Below are 15,362 nucleotides of genomic sequence, written 5' to 3' on the forward strand. Positions count from 1 at the left end.
AGCGAGAACTACGTCCTGCCCATCTCGCACGACGAGGTGGTGCACGGCAAACGCTCACTGGTGTCGAAGATGCCGGGCGACTGGTGGCAGCAACGCGCCAATCTGCGCGCCTATCTGGGCTTCATGTGGGCCCACCCGGGCAAGCAACTCCTCTTCATGGGGCAGGAGTTCGCGCAGGGCGCCGAGTGGTCGGAGGCCCACGGCCCGGACTGGTGGCTGCTCGATCCCGCCTACGGCGCCGAGGCCGACCACCGCGGGGTGCGCGACCTGGTCCGCGACCTGAACGTCGTCTACCGGCACACGCCCGCGCTGTGGCAGCGGGACATCGACCCGGCGGGCTTTGAGTGGATCGTCGGTGACGCCGCCGAGGACAACGTCTTCGCGTTCCTGCGCCACGACGCCGACGGCACCCCGCTGCTGGCCGTCTCCCACCTCTCCCCCGTGGTCCGCCACGGCTACCGGCTCGGCGTCCCCGACGACGTCCAGGCCTGGCACGAGACCCTCAACACCGACCTGGGCAGGTACGGCGGCAGCGACGTCACCAACCCCGACGCCATCAAGCCGGAGCCGCAGGGCTGGCACGGCCGCCCGGCCAGCATCACGCTGAACCTGCCGCCGCTGGCGACGGTGTGGCTGCGCCCGGCCTAGCCACACCGTCGGCCCAGGGGGCGCGGCCCCCTTGGGCGGAACCGGATCCGGGTCACGCCAGCACCGCCGCCAGGGCCTTCGGCAGCGCCCGGCTGTGCACCACTCCCAGCCGCTGGGTGGCCCGGGTCAGCGCCACGTACAGATCGCTCGTGCGGTACAGCCCCGGCTCCACGACCAGCACCGAGTCGAACTCCAGGCCCTTGGACTGACGCGGGTCGAGCAGGACGACGTCGTGCGTCAGGTCGGGTTCGGCGCCCGCCGTCACCCCGTCGAGCCGCGCGGCCAGCCGCCGGTGCAGATGGCGCGGGGCGATGACCGCGAGCCGGCCCTCCTGCGGCGTCAGCTCCTGCACCGCCTCGGCCACCGCGCCGGGCAGGTCGTCCGTGGCCCGCGCCCAGGGCTTCACGCCGGTGGACCGCACCGAACTCGGCGGTTCGAAGTCGGGCTGTTCGGCGCGGACCACGGCCGCCGCGACGTCCATGATCTCGGCCGGGGTGCGGTAGTTGACGCCGAGCCGGGTGTGCTCCCAGCGGTCCTCGACATACGGCTCGAGGATGCCCGCCCACGAGCCGACGCCCGCCGCCTCCGCGGTCTGCGCCGGGTCGCCGACCAGCGTCATCGAGCGGGTCGGGCTGCGCCGCATCAGCAGCCGCCAGGCCATCGGCGACAGCTCCTGCGCCTCGTCGACGATGATGTGCCCGAACGCCCAGGTCCGGTCGGCCGCCGCGCGCTCGGCCGCGCTGCGGTGGTCGTCCTCCTCCTGCCGCTCCGCGAACCGCTCGGCGTCGATGATGTCGTGCGCGGACAGGACCTCGGAGTCCTCCGCCTCCTTGTCCTCGAACTCGTAGGTGCGCGAGGCGAAGGAGACGTCCAGCACGCCCTGCGCGTAGGCGACCTGGCTCTCGCGCTCCCGCTCCGCCAGCGCCCGCCGCACCCGGTCGTCCTCGCCGAGCAGCTCCGCGGCCTCGTCCAGCAGCGGTACGTCCGCCACCGTCCACTCCCGGGTCACCGGACGGCGGATGGCCGCCGCGTCCTCCTCGGGGAGATATCCGACGGGGTCCGCGAGGAAGTCCGCGACAAGGCGCTGCGGGGTCAGCCGCGGCCACAACTGGTCGATGGCGGCCCACACTTCGGGGTTCTCGGCGATGTCGTCACGGATCTGCGTGATGTCGCTCGGGTCGAGCAGACTGCCGCCGTCGTACGGGTCGGTGCCGACGCGCTCGGCGTACAGCTCGGTGAGCGTGTTGAGGATGTGGCCCTCGAAGATCTCGCGGGCCGCGTTGTGCGGCAGCTTCGCGGCCCGGGTGCGGTCGCGGGCGACCTTCACCAGACCGTCGTCGAGCATCAGGATCTCCCGGTCGTGCTCGATCGCGATCACCGGGTCGGGCAGCGCCTGCCAGTCGGACACCACCTCGGCGAGCACGTCGGGCATGTCGGCGCGGCCCTTCACCGCGGCCGCCGCACGGGTGTCGCGCGCGGTCGCCCGCACCCCGGGGAACAGCTCGCCGACCGTGGCGAGCAGCACGCCCGTCTCGCCCAGCGAGGGGAGCACCTCGCCGATGTAGCCGAGGAAGGCGGGGTTGGGGCCGACGATGAGGACGGCGCGCTTGGCGAGCAACTCCCGGTGCTCGTAGAGCAGATACGCGGCCCGGTGCAGCGCGACGGCCGTCTTGCCGGTGCCGGGACCGCCCTCGACGACGAGCACCCCGCGGTGCGGCGCCCGGATGATCTCGTCCTGCTCGGCCTGGATGGTCTGCACGATGTCGTGCATACGGCCGGTGCGGGCGGCGTCGAGCGCGGCGAGCAGCACGGCGTCGCCGGTCGGGTCCTCGTGGCCGGTCCGCTCCTGGTCGCCCAGGTCGAGGATCTCGTCGTGCAGCGCGGTCACCGTACGGCCGCCGGTGGTGATGTGCCGGCGCCTGCGCAGTCCCATCGGGGTGTGCCCGGTGGCCAGGTAGAAGGGGCGGGCGACGTTCGCGCGCCAGTCGATGAGGATCGGGGTGCGCTCCTCGTCGTCCGTGCGCAGCCCGATGCGGCCGATGTGGTGACTCTCGCCGGAGGTGAGGTCGATCCGGCCGAAGCAGAGCGATCCGTCCACCGCGTTCAGCGCCGCGAGCAGACCCGAGCGCTCGGCCACCAGGATGTCGCGCTCCAGCCGGGCCTGCATGGGGGCGTTGCCCTGCGCGAGGGCGTCCGTGACCCCGGCCTCGGTGTCGGCGCGCAGGGCGTCCACGCGTGCATACAGCCCGTCGATGAATTCCTGTTCGCTTTGCATTTCACCGTCTGGATAATCGGTGTTTGACAATTCCGCTCCCGGCCGGATATACTGCGTTCAGTGGACTTCTCCGCGACCAATTCCCTTGAAGTCGCGAATCATTGAGTGTACGCAAAGAAATCCCCCGGGCGCAATTGCCCGGGGGATTTCTTGTATTAAGCGGCTCCCGACCCTCTCAGAGGGCGTCCTCGATCTCCTCCAGCAGCCGCCGCTTGGGGCGCGCGCCCACCATCGACCGGACCGGCTCACCGTTCCTGAACACCATGAACGTCGGCATCGACAGCACCTTGTAGGCGTTCGTGGTCTCCGGATTGAGGTCCACGTTCAGCTGCACCACCTTGAGACGGTCGGCCTCCTCGGCGGCCAGGGCATGCAGGACGGGCCCCATCTGCCGGCACGGCGGGCACCAGTCCGCCGTGAACTCCACCAGCACCGGCAACTCGGAACGGATCACTTCCGCCGCGAAATCCTCGTCGGTCACGTCGGTCACGTCGGTCACGGTTCCTGCCCTCCCATTTCGCACAACGGTGGCTCGTCGGCCGCGGCAAGCCGTACGGCGATCGTCGCGCGCACGGCCGTGAGCTCGCCGATCAGCGCGTCGAGTTCGGCGAGCTTGCGCCGGTAGACCGCGAGCGACGCCGGGCAGGAGTCGCCCTCCGGGTGCCCGGCCCGCAGGCACTCCACGAAGGGCCGCGTCTCCTCCAGGTCGAACCCGAAGTCCTGCAGCGTCCTGATCTGCCTGAGCAGCTTCAGGTCGCCCTCGTCGTAGCTGCGGTACCCGTTCGTGCCGCGCCGCGCGGGCAGCAGCCCACGCGACTCGTAGTACCTCAGCGTCCGCGTCGTGGTCCCGGCCCGTGCGGCCAGCTCGCCGATTCGCATGTCCTCGACGGTAATCCTTGACGCCGACGTCAAGGCAACGGCGACCGCGCCACGGGGCCGGGACCCGCCGGATGGAACGCCGCTACGCGGTCCGGGCAGGCACCCCCGCCGACTCCTCGACCTCCAGCAGGGAGGCGCTGTGCCGCTCCTCGTCGAAGGCCCTGCGGCCGCCGCGGAGGCCGAACAGGCGCTTGGCGAGGGCGATGTAGAGGACGGCGAGGACGTTGAGGACCAGGGTGGCGATCTTCAGCCAGCTGATGTGCTCGGTGAGCTCGTAGATCTCCAGCGGGAGGAACGCGGCGGTGGCGACGACCGTGAGGTACTCCGCCCAGCGCTTGGCGTACCAGAGGCCGACCGCCTCCACCAGCTCGATCAGGGCGTAGGCGAGGAGCAGTGCGGCGACCAGCACCAGGGTGGAGTGCTTGTAGCCGAAGGTCTTCTGGATGGTGCCGACGACCGGCGAGTGGTCGAGGTCGTAGTGGAAGTGCCGGAAGACGGGCCGGAAGACGTCGAGGTACTCGTCGAAGAGCCGGCGCACCGAGTCCTGGCTGTTGCTGAACTTCCACACCGCGAGCGCGACCAGCACGATGAACACGCCGCGCACGGCCCGCTCGATCGCCAGGAAGCGCAGGATGAACAGGTCGCGCAGGACCTTGCCGCGCGGCACCAGGGGCGCGTCACTTGCCGGACCGGAGCCGTGCGGCGCGCCGAGCACGAAGTCGCCGCAGCGCAGACAGCGCCAGACCTCGCCGTGGGCGGTCTCGGCACGCAGCCGGACCCGCAGCCGGGGGTCGTCCGGCGCGTAGGTGACGTGGCCCTTGCGCGCGCACGTGCGCCGGTCCCAGTCGATCTTCATTCCCCCGTGCCTCCAACTGATGTGTGCCGGACCGGAACCGGACCGGCGCGGCAGGCTAGTGGACCACGGTAAGAGATCGGTGAGAGTCCGCGGGCCCGAAACGCGAGAGACCGAGCGGTCGGGTCCACGGGGGGAGAACCCGGCCGCTCGGCCTGTGTGCCGGGCGACTGAATCGTCAGGGGGGAGTGTCCAGTCGCCCGGGGTCCTCTGTTGTCCTCAGGCCTTCGCGAGTTCCTTGTCGTCGCCGGCGCGCGGCTCGGGCAGGTCGGCGGAGGCGCTGCCGTGCTCGTCCATGACGGTCGCCTCGTCGAAGGGCAGCCGGCCGGAGAGCACCTCCTCCACGCGGGCCTTGTCGAGCTCCTTCGTCCAGGCGCCGATCAGCACGGTGGCGACGGCGTTGCCGGAGAAGTTGGTCAGCGCGCGGGCCTCGCTCATGAAGCGGTCGATGCCGACGATCAGGCCGACGCCGTCCACCAGGGCCGGACGGTGGGTCTGCAGGGCGCCGGCGAGGGTCGCCAGACCGGCGCCGGAGACGCCCGCGGCGCCCTTGGACGCGACCATCATGAACAGCAGCAGGGTGATCTGCTCGCCCAGGTGCAGCGGCTGGCCCAGGGCGTCGGCGATGAACAGGGACGCCATGGTCAGGTAGATCATGGTGCCGTCGAGGTTGAAGGAGTAGCCGGTCGGCACGGTGATGCCGACGACGGGCCGGCTGACGCCCAGGTGCTCCATCTTGGCGATCAGGCGGGGCAGGGCCACGTCGGACGACGAGGTGGACAGGATGAGCAGGTACTCGCGGGCCAGGTACTTCAGCAGCTTGAACAGGTTGACCTTCGCGACGAGCCACAGCATCGGGCCGAGCACCAGGCCGACGAAGAGCACACAGGTGATGTAGAAGGCCAGCATGATCGTGCCGAGGGCCTTCAGCGCGTCGACACCGGTCTCGCCGACGACCGCCGCGATGGCACCGAAGGCGCCGATCGGGGCCGCCCACATGATCATGGTCAGGACGCGGAAGACCAGCTTCTGGATGTGCCCGACGCCGCGCAGGATCGGCTCGCCGGACTTGCCCAGCGCCTGGATCGCGAAGCCGACGAGCAGCGCGACGAGCAGCGTCTGCAGCACCACGCCGTCGGTGAAGGCGGAGACGAAGGTGGTCGGGATGATGCTCAGCAGGAAGTCGACCAGGCCCTCGCTGCCGTCGGCCGCCTGGGAGTGGCCGGCCGCCTTGGCCGACTGCGTCAGGTGCAGGCCGTCGCCCGGGTGCATGATGTTGCCGACGACCAGGCCGATGGCCAGCGCCACGAACGACATCGCGATGAAGTAGCTGAGCGCGAGACCGCCCAGCTTGCCGACCTTCGCGGCGCTGCGGATCGAGCCGACACCGGTGACGATCGTGCAGAAGATGATCGGCGTGATCATCATCTTGATCAGGTTCACGAAGCCCGTGCCGAGGGGCTTGAGGTCCTTGGCGAAGTCAGGTGCGGCGAAGCCGACGGCGATACCGATGGCGACCGCGATGATCACCGCAATGTAGAGGAAATGGGTGCGGTCCCGCTTGGCGGGTGGTGCGGCAGGTGCCGTATCGGGGGTTGTGGCGGCCACAGCTGCCCTCCTTGACGTCTTCGTCGGCTTCACCGGCGTGCGGCTCACGTCCGGGGTCGGGGGCCCAAGTTCAGGCCACCGGGGGATTGCGGTGACTATCTCCCGCCCTGTGACGGCGGTCACCGTTCCGTTCATTTAGTTCACGATTGACGGGGGAGGCACACTGACGACATGCGCATTCCCGTCCCCCGACCCCGCAGCCTGGCCGGTCAGCTGTTCGCCATGCAGGCCGTACTGATAGCGGTGCTCGTGGCCGGATATGCGCTCTTCAGCTACATCAGCGACCGGGAGCAGGCCCAGGACGCGGCCGCCCGGCAGGCGCTGGCGGTGTCCAGCTCGATCGCGGACTCCCCCTCCGTACCGGCGGCGATCGGCACCCCTGACCCCACCACCGCGCTCCAGCCGTACGCGCTGAAGGTGATGCGCGACGCGGACGTCGACTTCGTCACGATCATGAACCCGCAGGGCATCCGCTGGACCCACCCGAGCCCGGACCAGATCGGCAGGCACTTTCGCGGAAACATCGGGCCCGCCCAGCACGGCACGGCCTTCACCGAGACCTACACCGGCACGCTGGGCCCCTCGGTCCGTGCCGTCGTGCCGATCTACGACGACCACCGGCGCATCGTGGGCCTGGTCAGCGCGGGCATCAAGGTGAAGGCGATCAGCAGGCAGGTGCAGGGCCAGGTGTCGGCGCTGCTCGGCGTGGCGGCCGGGGCCCTGGCACTGGGCGCGATCGGCACGTATGTCGTCAACGCCCGGCTGCGCCGGCACACCCACAACATGAACGCGGCCGAGCTCAGCCATATGCACGACTATCACCAGGCCGCGCTGCACGCCGTGCGCGAGGGGCTGCTGATGCTCGACGGTCAGTACCGTGTGGCGCTGATCAACGACGGGGCGCGGGAGCTGCTGGGGGTGCAGGGCGAGGAGGACGTGGTGGGACGGTCGATCGCGGAGCTGGGGCTGCCGGCGCCGCTCACGGGTGCGCTGCTGGCCTCGGAGCCGAGGGTGGACGAGGTGCACCTGTCGGCGGAGCGGGTCCTGGTGGTGAACACCTCACCGGTGTCGGGCGGGGAGCGCCGGGGCAGCGTGGTGACGCTGCGCGATGTGACCGAACTGCAGTCCCTGATGGGCGAGTTGGACTCGGAGCGGGGCTTCACCCAGGCGCTGCGCTCGCAGGCGCACGAGGCGGCGAACCGGCTGCACACGGTGGTCTCGCTGATCGAACTGGGCCGGGCGCAGCAGGCGGTGGACTTCGCGACGGCCGAACTGGAGCTGGCCCAGGCGCTGACCGACCAGGTGGTGGCGGCGGTGAGCGAGCCGGTCCTCGCGGCCCTGCTGCTCGGCAAGACGGCGCAGGCCAACGAGCGGGGCGTGGAGCTGGTGGTGTCGCAGGACAGCCGCCTCGACGACGGTGTGCTCCCCGCCAGCCTGCCGGCCCGCGACCTGGTGACGATCCTCGGCAACCTGATCGACAACGCGGTGGACGCGGCCCAGGGCAGCCTGCGCGCGCGGGTGACGGTGACGGCGTACGCGGAGAACACCGAGCTGGTGATGCGGGTCGCCGACACCGGCGCGGGGGTGGATCCCGCCCACGCCGAGCTGGTATTCCAACGGGGGTTCTCGACGAAGCCCGCCGACCCCGGCGGGCGCGGCCTCGGACTGGCCCTGGTCCGTCAGGCGGTCGGCCGGCACGAGGGCACACTCACGGTGGCGGAAGCCCGGGAAGGCGGCGCGGTGTTCGAGGCACGACTCCCGCTGGTCACCGCGGCCACGCCCGAGACCGCCGCCTCCGGGACCGCCGCACCCGCCGCCCCGAGAGGTGACGCATGACGACGCAGCAGCCCATCCGTGTCCTGGTCGTCGAGGACGATCCCGTGGCCGCCGACGCACATGTGATGTACGTGGGGCGGGTGCCGGGCTTCGTCGCGGTCGGGAAGGCGCACACGGGTGCGGAGGCGCGGCGGCTGATGGAGCGCACGGCGGTGGACCTGCTGCTGCTGGACCTGCATCTGCCGGATGTGCACGGGCTGCAGTTCGCGCGGTCGCTGCGGGCGGCCGGGCAGCAGACGGACGTGATAGCGGTGACGTCGGCGCGCGATCTCGCCGTGGTGCGGGAGGGGGTCTCGCTGGGGGTCGTGCAGTACGTCCTGAAGCCGTTCACCTTCGCAACCCTGCGCGACCGTCTGGTGCGCTACGCGGAGTTCCACGCGGCGGCGGGCGAGGCGGCCGGCCAGGACGAGGTGGACCGGGCCCTCGCCACCCTGCGGGCCCCGTCGCCCGCGGCGCTCCCCAAGGGCCTGAGCGCGCCCACCCTGGAGCGGGTGTCGGTGACGCTGCGGGACAGCGCGCAGGGGCTGACGGCCGCGGGCGTGGCGGAGACGGTGGGGATCTCCCGGATCACGGCCCGGCGCTATCTGGAGCACCTGGTGGACGCGGGCCGGGCGGCCCGCAGTCCGCAGTACGGAACGGTGGGGCGACCGGAGCTGCAGTACCGCTGGGTGACCGGCAAAAGCCACGAAAGACGGTAAACGCGCGAAGCGAGCCACCCGCTCCGGTCAATTGACCGCACATGCATTGACCTGACTAGACCACTCAACCTACGTTCACCGGGCAGCCATCCCCGCGCCACAGCGAAGTGCGTTCGCAGGAGGTCATGCCCGTGCGCCCCACCGCCTCCCTCCCCAAGCTCCCCGCTCTCATCCTCGCCACGCTTCTCGCCGCAGGAACCCTCACGGCCTGCGGTTCCGGTTCCGGCAGCGATCCGGACACCGTGAAGATCTCCTACAAGCAGTCCACGGACAACTCGATCCATGTGATGGACGACTACGTCGCGGACATGAAGAAGCAGTTCGAGAAGAAGTACCCGGGCAAGAAGGTCGAACTGGTTCCGATCAAGGCCCCGGACTCGGAGTACTACACCAAGCTCCAGCAGATGCTCCGCTCCCCCAAGACCGCCCCGGATCTGGTCTACGAGGACACCTTCCTCATCAACTCGGACATCACCAGCGGGTACTTGAAGCCGCTCGATCCCTATCTGTCCAAATGGCCGGACTGGAACCAGTTCATCGACACGGCCAAGACCGCCGCCAAGGCCGAGGACGGCAAGACGTACGGCGTCCCGGACGGGACGGACACCCGCGGGCTCTGGTTCGACAAGCGGGTGTTCAAGAAGGCGGGGCTGCCCATGAACTGGCAGCCGAAGAACTGGGACGAGGTCCTCGCCGCGGCCCGCACCATCAAGCAGAAGGTGCCCGGCGTCACCCCGCTCAACGTCTACACCGGCAAGCCGGCCGGCGAACGGGCCACCATGCAGGGCTTCGAGATGCTCCTGTACGGCACGAACGACACCAACGGCGGCACCACGGACCCCCTGTACGACAAGGGGTCGAAGAAGTGGATCGCCGGCGGCCAGGGCTTCAAGGAAGCCCTCGACTTCGTCCGGACCGTCTACAAGGACAAGCTCGGCCCCGACGTCTCCGACGCGCTCGACCCGAACTACGCCGTCACGCTCAACAGCAACCTGCTGCCCCAGGGCAAGATCGGCATCGACCTCGACGGCTCCTGGCTGCCGCAGGCCTGGCAGAAGGGCAGCGGGCGTGAGTGGGCCGACTGGTCGAAGCACCTGGGCCTGGCGTACATGCCGACCCAGCACGGCCAGGCCCCCGGCAAGGTGAGCATGTCCGGCGGCTGGACCTGGGCGATTCCGAGCAAGGCCGGAAACCCCGACCTCGCCTTCGACTTCATCAAGACGATGCAGACCGAGGCCAACGCGAAGAAGTGGTACATCGCCAACTCCGGTATCTCGGTGCGCAAGGACGTCGCCAAGGATCCGACGTACGCGAGCGCCCAGCCCGGCATCAAGTTCTTCACGGACCTGGTCGCCAGCACCCACTACCGGCCCGCCTACCCCGCCTACCCGAAGGTCTCCGTCGCCATCCAGGAGGCCATGGAGGGCGTGACGACGGGCGACACGTCCGTCGACAAGGCGGCGAGCGGCTACGACGACGCGCTGAAGGACGCCACCGACAACCAGGTGGTCCGCAAGTGAGCGGCGGCGACCGGCGATGACCGCCGCGACCCCGCACGCCGGAACGGGCCCGGAGACCGCCAAGCTCCCTCCGGGCCCGCCCGCCCCGCAACCCCCGCACCCTCCGCGAAAGCCCGTCGCGCGCAGCCTGACCCGGGCCCTGCCCGTCACCCCGGCCGTGGTCCTGCTGCTGCTCTTCCTCGCGGGTCCGATCGCCTACTGCGCCTATATCGCCTTCACCGACCTGCAGTTGACCGGCCAGGCGCACTCCTCGTTCGTCGGTCTCGCCAACTTCCGCAAGGCCTTCCACGACGACGAGTTCATCAACGCCGTATGGCTGACCCTGGTCTTCACGGTCGTGTCCTCGCTGCTCGGGCAGAACACCCTGGGCCTGGCGCTGGCGATGCTGATGCAGCGGGCCTCGAAGCCGGTGCGCACGATCACGGGCGGCATCGTCATCACGGCGTGGGTGCTGCCGGAGGTGGTCGCGGGCTTCCTGCTGTACGCCTTCTTCCGCCGCGAGGGCACCCTGAACGCCATCCTGGACTGGCTCCATCTCCCGTCCCAGAACTGGCTGTTCACGCTGCCGATCCTGGCGGTGTCGTTCGCGAACGTGTGGCGCGGCACGGCCTTCTCGATGCTGGTCTACTCGGCCGCGCTGAACGAGATCCCCAAGGAGATCACCGAGGCCGCCGAGGTCGACGGCGCGGGCGGCTGGCGCCGTATGTGGCACATCACGCTGCCGATGATCCGCCGCTCCATCGGCACGAACCTGATGCTCAACACCCTGCAGACGCTGTCGGTCTTCGGTCTGATCTGGGTGATGACGCGCGGCGGTCCGGGCAACAAGAGTCAGACCCTGCCGCTGTTCATGTACGAACAGGCCTTCCAGAACAGCATGATCGGCTACGGCACCGCGGTCGCCCTGCTGCTGCTCGTGGTCGGCTCGCTGTTCTCGCTGGTCTATATGCGTCTGCTGCGGACGGAGGTCTGACCGACACCATGGCCCTGACACTCGCCTCCCGCCGCAGAAGCCGCCGACTGGCCGCCGACGCGGGCCTGCTGGTGGTGGCCGCCGCCTTCGTGCTGCCGCTGCTGTGGGTACTGCTGGCGTCGATCGACCCCCACCCGGACCTGCGGGTGAAGGCCCCGGACGGTTTCACCTGGGGCAACTTCCACGCCATCATGAACCAGGAAGTCACCTTCACGCCGCTGCTGAACAGCCTGATCCTGTGCGGTGGCGCGACCTTGCTGACGGTGGTGTGCGCGGCCCTGGCGGCGTACCCGCTCTCGCGCTTCCGCTCCCGGCTGAACCGGCCCTTCCTGCTCACCATCCTGTTCGCGACGAGCCTGCCCATCACGGCGATCATGGTGCCGGTGTACGCGCTGTTCGTCCAGGTGAACCTGATCGACACCATGCAGGGCACCATCCTCTTCTTCGCCGCCTCCCAACTCCCCTTCGCCATCTGGCTGATGAAGAACTTCATGGACGGCGTGCCGAAGGAGCTGGAGGAGGCGGCCTGGACCGACGGTGCGTCGTCGATGCAGTCGTTGATCCGCATCGTGCTGCCCCTGATGGGTCCGGGCGTCGCGGTCGTCACCGTCTTCTCGTTCGTCGTGATGTGGGGGAACTTCTTCGTCCCCTTCATGCTGCTGATCACGGCGGACCAGATGCCGGCGAGCGTGAGCATCAACGAGTTCTTCGGCAACCGGGGCATGGTGGCGTACGGGCAGCTGGCCGCGTTCTCCATCGTGTACTCGACGCCGGTGATCCTGCTGTACGTACTGATCGCCCGGCGGCTGGGCGGAGGCTTCGCGCTGGGCGGCGCGGTCAAGGGGTGAGATCCGGGCGCGCGGCCGGTGCCGGACGGCGGGACGCAGGGTGCCGGACGGCGGGCCGTCGGGAATGAGCCGCACGCACGCGTCTTCGATGTCCGCCCGCACGGGCGACAACGCGGCGATCGGCGGCGCGGGACGCCGACCGCGGCCGTGCGGCGGACGCGGGCGCATATGCCTGTTGAGCTTGACCTTCACACGTGCGCCGCCTCACGGACGACTCCGCGTCCCCGTCCGTCACACCGGCGGACGGCCTTCCGCCACCCCTTTCCGGTCGTACGCGTGGCCGAATCCGTACGTTCCTACAATCCGTGATCCTGGCCGAACAGCCCGTAGTCACCGTGCCGCCGTCCGCCTAGCTTGTGCCGCGTGTTCCCACGCCCGTCCCGCTCGCACCGGACCGCCCCGCCGTTCAACGCCATCGCCGCCCGCCGGCTGCGCGCCGCCCTCGCCATGGGGCCCGAGCACGTCGCCCACGGTCTGCGCACCTCCTACGGACTGCCCTACGTCAGCCCGGACCTGGTCGTCGCCTGGGAGCGCGGCCAGGTCGCCCCCACCAACCCCGAACTCAGCGCCCTCGCCGCCGTGTTGTGGTGCTCCCCCGGTGAACTCCTCGGCAGGCCGCGCACCTTGCGCGAGCACCGCCTCGCCCGCGACCTCGCCCCCGAGGACGTCGCCCGCACCGTGGGCCTCGAACTGTCCGCCTATCTCCACATGGAGGACACCGACGTCTGGCGCGGCAACGAGCGACAGTCCACCGCCCTCGCCGAGCTGCTCGACCTGTCGCTGCCGGACTTCGTCACCGTCACCGGCCGCGAGGCGAAGCTCGCCGAGATGCTGCGCAGTGCCGTGACCACGCGCTGGCAGGCCTACGTCCGGCCGATCGCGAAGGCGGTGCCCCTGGACCGGCGGCTGCTGGAGGACACCCTCCAGCAGCTGCACCAGGACTACCAGGGGCAGATGGTCGCCTCGCTGAGCTGGGCCGCCGGGAGTGCGGCGAGCGAGTCGGGCGACTCGGGGCGCACCTTCCTGGACCGGATCGTCGACCACTTCTGGGCCGCGGTCCAGGACAACACCGAGTGACGGGCGGGCCCGCCCGGGGCCCTGGTCCGCCGACAGGTCCTAGAAGACCGACTCCGCCTCGTCCATCCGGTCCTTGGGCACCGTCTTCAGCTCGGTCACGGCCTCCGCGAGCGGCACCATCACGATGTCGGTGCCCCTGAGCGCGGTCATGTTGCCGAACTCGCCCCGGTGCGCCGCCTCCATCGCGTACCAGCCGAAGCGGGTGGCGAGGACCCGGTCGTACGCCGTGGGGACGCCGCCGCGCTGCACGTGGCCGAGGATGACCGGCTTGGCCTCCTTGCCGAGCCTGCGCTCCAGCTCGTAGGCGAGCGCCGTACCGATGCCCTGGAAGCGCTCGTGGCCGAACTGGTCGATCTCGCCGTGGCCGTAGTCCATGGTGCCCTCGGCGGGATGTGCGCCCTCCGCCACGGCGATGACCGCGAACTTCTTGCCGCGGGAGAAGCGCTCCTCGACCATCTTGACCAGGTCGCCGGGGTCGAAGGGGCGCTCGGGCAGGCAGATGCCGTGCGCGCCCGCCGCCATCCCGGACTCCAGCGCGATCCAGCCCGCGTGCCGGCCCATGACCTCGACGACCATCACCCGCTGGTGGGACTCGGCGGTGGTCTTCAGCCGGTCCATCGCCTCGGTGGCGACGCCGACGGCCGTGTCGAAGCCGAAGGTGCGGTCCGTGGAGGAGATGTCGTTGTCGATGGTCTTGGGGACGCCGACCACGGGCAGACCGGCGTCGGAGAGCATGCGGGCCGCCGTCAGCGTGCCCTCGCCTCCGATCGGGATGAGGGCGTCGATGCCGAAGGCCTCGACCATGTCCTCGGCCCGCTCGCAGGCCTCGCGCAGCCGGTCGCGCTCCAGGCGGGAGGAGCCGAGGATGGTGCCGCCGCGGGCCAGGATGCCGCTGACCGATTCCAGGTCCAGGCTGCGGTAGCGCCCGTCGAGCAGGCCGGCGTAGCCGTCCTCGAAGCCGATCACCTCGTCGCCGTAGTGGTCCACGGCGCGGTGCACGACCGACCGGATCACGGCGTTCAGGCCGGGGCAGTCGCCGCCTGCGGTGAGAACTCCGATGCGCATCGTGCTGTGTCTCCTGCTCGCTTTCGGTGCCGGTGAGCCAATGCGATTGTTTCACGTCCCGCACACAGCCGCCGATCCCGCCGGATCCGCCTCACGAGGCCGCAGGTCACCGCCCGCGGGCCCAGGTCCGGCGGGCGTTCCGTCCGGCCCCGGGGGTACTGTCAAAAGAGTTTCGCCCGCCCCGGCAGGTGGTCCTCGCGAGCCCTCGCCACGACGCCGGACGAACCCTCGCCACGACGCCAACGCCAGACGAAACGGAGAGCACGCGTGACGCGCAGCGTGTACGTGACCGGTATCGACCGCGGCGACGGCCGCCAGATCGTCGAGCTGGGGGTCATGGAGCTGCTGACCCGCCAGGTCGACCGGGTCGGGGTCTTCCGCCCGCTGGTCCACCACAGCCCCGACCGTCTGTTCGAGCTGCTGCGCGCCCGTTACCGGCTCTCCCAGGACCCGGCCACCGTCTACGGCATGGACTACCACGAGGCATCCGCGCTGCAGGCGGAACAGGGCACGGACGAGCTGGTGTCGGCCCTCGTGGACCGCTTCCACACGGTCGCGCGCGACTACGAGGTGGTCCTCGTCCTCGGCACCGACTTCGCCGCCACCCAGCTGCCCGACGAGCTCTCCCTCAACGCCCGTCTGGCCAACGAGTTCGGCGCGTCGGTGATCCCGGTCGTCGGCGGCCGCGGGCAGAGCGCCGAGTCCGTCCTCGCCGAGACCCGCAACGCCCACCGGGCCTACGAGGGGCTGGGCTGCGACGTCCTCGCGATGGTGGCCAACCGGGTCGCGCGCGAGGACCGGGACGCCATCGCGCGAAGCCTCGGCTCCCGGCTCCCGGTGCCCTGCTACGTCGTCCCGGACGAGCCCGCTCTCTCCGCCCCCACCGTCGCGCAGATCTCCCAGACCCTCGGCGCCAAGGTGCTGCTCGGCGACGACGCGGGCCTCGCGCGCGACGCCCTCGACTTCGTCTTCGGCGGTGCGATGCTGCCGAACTTCCTCACCGCCCTGACCCCGGGCTGCCTGGTCGTCACCCCCGGGGACCGCGCCGACCTGGTGGTGGGCTCGCTGGCCGCGCACAGCGC

The 15,362-nt window shown here is 70.4% G+C and carries 14 protein-coding genes; 8 read left to right on the forward strand and 6 right to left on the reverse strand.

Annotated elements, in window-relative coordinates; all coding sequences use genetic code 11:
• Nucleotides 1-648, forward strand: a 648-nt coding sequence (locus JYK17_RS21355) for an alpha amylase C-terminal domain-containing protein (protein ID WP_222811009.1), incomplete at its 5' end; no start/stop codon positions are given.
• 52 nt (nucleotides 649-700) lie between these two features.
• Here the strand turns inward: JYK17_RS21355 and JYK17_RS21360 are convergent.
• The 5 genes from JYK17_RS21360 to JYK17_RS21380 all read right to left on the reverse strand — a co-directional run bounded on the left by JYK17_RS21360 (nucleotide 701) and on the right by JYK17_RS21380 (nucleotide 6,263).
• Entirely contained in the window at nucleotides 701-2,923 is a 2,223-nt protein-coding gene (locus JYK17_RS21360) for a HelD family protein (RefSeq protein ID WP_181362610.1), read from the reverse strand.
• A gap of 175 nt (nucleotides 2,924-3,098) precedes the next feature.
• Nucleotides 3,099-3,413: a thioredoxin gene (gene trxA / locus JYK17_RS21365; protein ID WP_108014978.1), complete on the reverse strand. Its 315-nt coding sequence runs from the start codon at nucleotides 3,411-3,413 to the stop codon at nucleotides 3,099-3,101.
• Between the two features lie 5 nt (nucleotides 3,414-3,418).
• Entirely contained in the window at nucleotides 3,419-3,802 is a 384-nt protein-coding gene (locus JYK17_RS21370) for a MerR family transcriptional regulator (protein ID WP_108014960.1), read from the reverse strand.
• 82 nt (nucleotides 3,803-3,884) lie between these two features.
• Nucleotides 3,885-4,658: a DUF2127 domain-containing protein gene (locus tag JYK17_RS21375; protein WP_108014959.1), complete on the reverse strand. Its 774-nt coding sequence runs from the start codon at nucleotides 4,656-4,658 to the stop codon at nucleotides 3,885-3,887.
• Between the two features lie 216 nt (nucleotides 4,659-4,874).
• Nucleotides 4,875-6,263 (reverse strand): cation:dicarboxylate symporter family transporter, encoded by a 1,389-nt coding sequence (locus tag JYK17_RS21380; protein ID WP_128801899.1) that lies wholly within the window; start codon nucleotides 6,261-6,263, stop codon nucleotides 4,875-4,877.
• A gap of 171 nt (nucleotides 6,264-6,434) precedes the next feature.
• Here JYK17_RS21380 and JYK17_RS21385 point away from each other — a divergent pair, with 171 nt between their 5' ends.
• From JYK17_RS21385 to JYK17_RS21410, 6 genes are all read left to right on the forward strand, one after another.
• Nucleotides 6,435-8,099, forward strand: coding sequence for a sensor histidine kinase (locus tag JYK17_RS21385; protein WP_222811010.1), 1,665 nt, complete (start codon nucleotides 6,435-6,437; stop codon nucleotides 8,097-8,099).
• Nucleotides 8,096-8,797 carry a response regulator gene (locus JYK17_RS21390; RefSeq protein WP_222811011.1) on the forward strand — a complete coding sequence of 234 codons (702 nt, stop codon included), beginning with the start codon at nucleotides 8,096-8,098 and terminating at the stop codon, nucleotides 8,795-8,797. The genes JYK17_RS21385 and JYK17_RS21390 overlap by 4 nt, the downstream gene beginning before the upstream one ends.
• Before the next feature lie 125 nt (nucleotides 8,798-8,922).
• Nucleotides 8,923-10,317, forward strand: a complete 1,395-nt coding sequence (locus JYK17_RS21395; RefSeq protein ID WP_108014953.1) for an extracellular solute-binding protein — start codon at nucleotides 8,923-8,925, stop codon at nucleotides 10,315-10,317.
• Nucleotides 10,318-10,333: 16 nt separating this feature from the next.
• On the forward strand, nucleotides 10,334-11,290 hold the full coding sequence (locus tag JYK17_RS21400; RefSeq protein ID WP_108014952.1) for a carbohydrate ABC transporter permease: 957 nt from the start codon (nucleotides 10,334-10,336) through the stop codon (nucleotides 11,288-11,290).
• A gap of 8 nt (nucleotides 11,291-11,298) precedes the next feature.
• Nucleotides 11,299-12,138 carry a carbohydrate ABC transporter permease gene (locus JYK17_RS21405; protein ID WP_108014951.1) on the forward strand — a complete coding sequence of 280 codons (840 nt, stop codon included), beginning with the start codon at nucleotides 11,299-11,301 and terminating at the stop codon, nucleotides 12,136-12,138.
• A gap of 363 nt (nucleotides 12,139-12,501) precedes the next feature.
• The gene (locus JYK17_RS21410; RefSeq protein ID WP_108014950.1) at nucleotides 12,502-13,215 is read left to right on the forward strand and encodes a transcriptional regulator; all 714 of its coding nucleotides are present in this window, start codon (nucleotides 12,502-12,504) and stop codon (nucleotides 13,213-13,215) included.
• Nucleotides 13,216-13,254: 39 nt separating this feature from the next.
• On the opposite strand, the gene JYK17_RS21415 is transcribed toward JYK17_RS21410, so the two are convergent.
• Nucleotides 13,255-14,280, reverse strand: coding sequence for an ATP-dependent 6-phosphofructokinase (locus tag JYK17_RS21415; RefSeq protein ID WP_108014949.1), 1,026 nt, complete (start codon nucleotides 14,278-14,280; stop codon nucleotides 13,255-13,257).
• Between the two features lie 267 nt (nucleotides 14,281-14,547).
• Between JYK17_RS21415 and JYK17_RS21420 the strand changes: the two genes are divergently transcribed.
• Nucleotides 14,548-15,362: AAA family ATPase (locus JYK17_RS21420; protein WP_222811012.1), on the forward strand; the 815-nt coding region annotated here is incomplete at its 3' end.

This window comes from Streptomyces plumbidurans (assembly GCF_019857225.1).
Taxonomy (GTDB): Bacteria; Actinomycetota; Actinomycetes; order Streptomycetales; family Streptomycetaceae; genus Streptomyces; species Streptomyces plumbidurans.

What these genes read in the sequence shown, in the direction of transcription:
- JYK17_RS21400 (WP_108014952.1), top strand. Translation starts at nt 10,334, where the DNA reads ATGACCGCCGCGACCCCGCACGCCGGAACGGGCCCGGAGACCGCCAAG.
- JYK17_RS21395 (WP_108014953.1), top strand. Translation starts at nt 8,923, where the DNA reads ATGCCCGTGCGCCCCACCGCCTCCCTCCCCAAGCTCCCCGCTCTCATC.
- JYK17_RS21385 (WP_222811010.1), top strand. Translation starts at nt 6,435, where the DNA reads ATGCGCATTCCCGTCCCCCGACCCCGCAGCCTGGCCGGTCAGCTGTTC.
- JYK17_RS21405 (WP_108014951.1), top strand. Translation starts at nt 11,299, where the DNA reads ATGGCCCTGACACTCGCCTCCCGCCGCAGAAGCCGCCGACTGGCCGCC.
- JYK17_RS21415 (WP_108014949.1), bottom strand. Translation starts at nt 14,280, where the DNA reads ATGCGCATCGGAGTTCTCACCGCAGGCGGCGACTGCCCCGGCCTGAAC.
- JYK17_RS21390 (WP_222811011.1), top strand. Translation starts at nt 8,096, where the DNA reads ATGACGACGCAGCAGCCCATCCGTGTCCTGGTCGTCGAGGACGATCCC.
- JYK17_RS21370 (WP_108014960.1), bottom strand. Translation starts at nt 3,802, where the DNA reads ATGCGAATCGGCGAGCTGGCCGCACGGGCCGGGACCACGACGCGGACG.
- JYK17_RS21360 (WP_181362610.1), bottom strand. Translation starts at nt 2,923, where the DNA reads ATGCAAAGCGAACAGGAATTCATCGACGGGCTGTATGCACGCGTGGAC.
- JYK17_RS21375 (WP_108014959.1), bottom strand. Translation starts at nt 4,658, where the DNA reads ATGAAGATCGACTGGGACCGGCGCACGTGCGCGCGCAAGGGCCACGTC.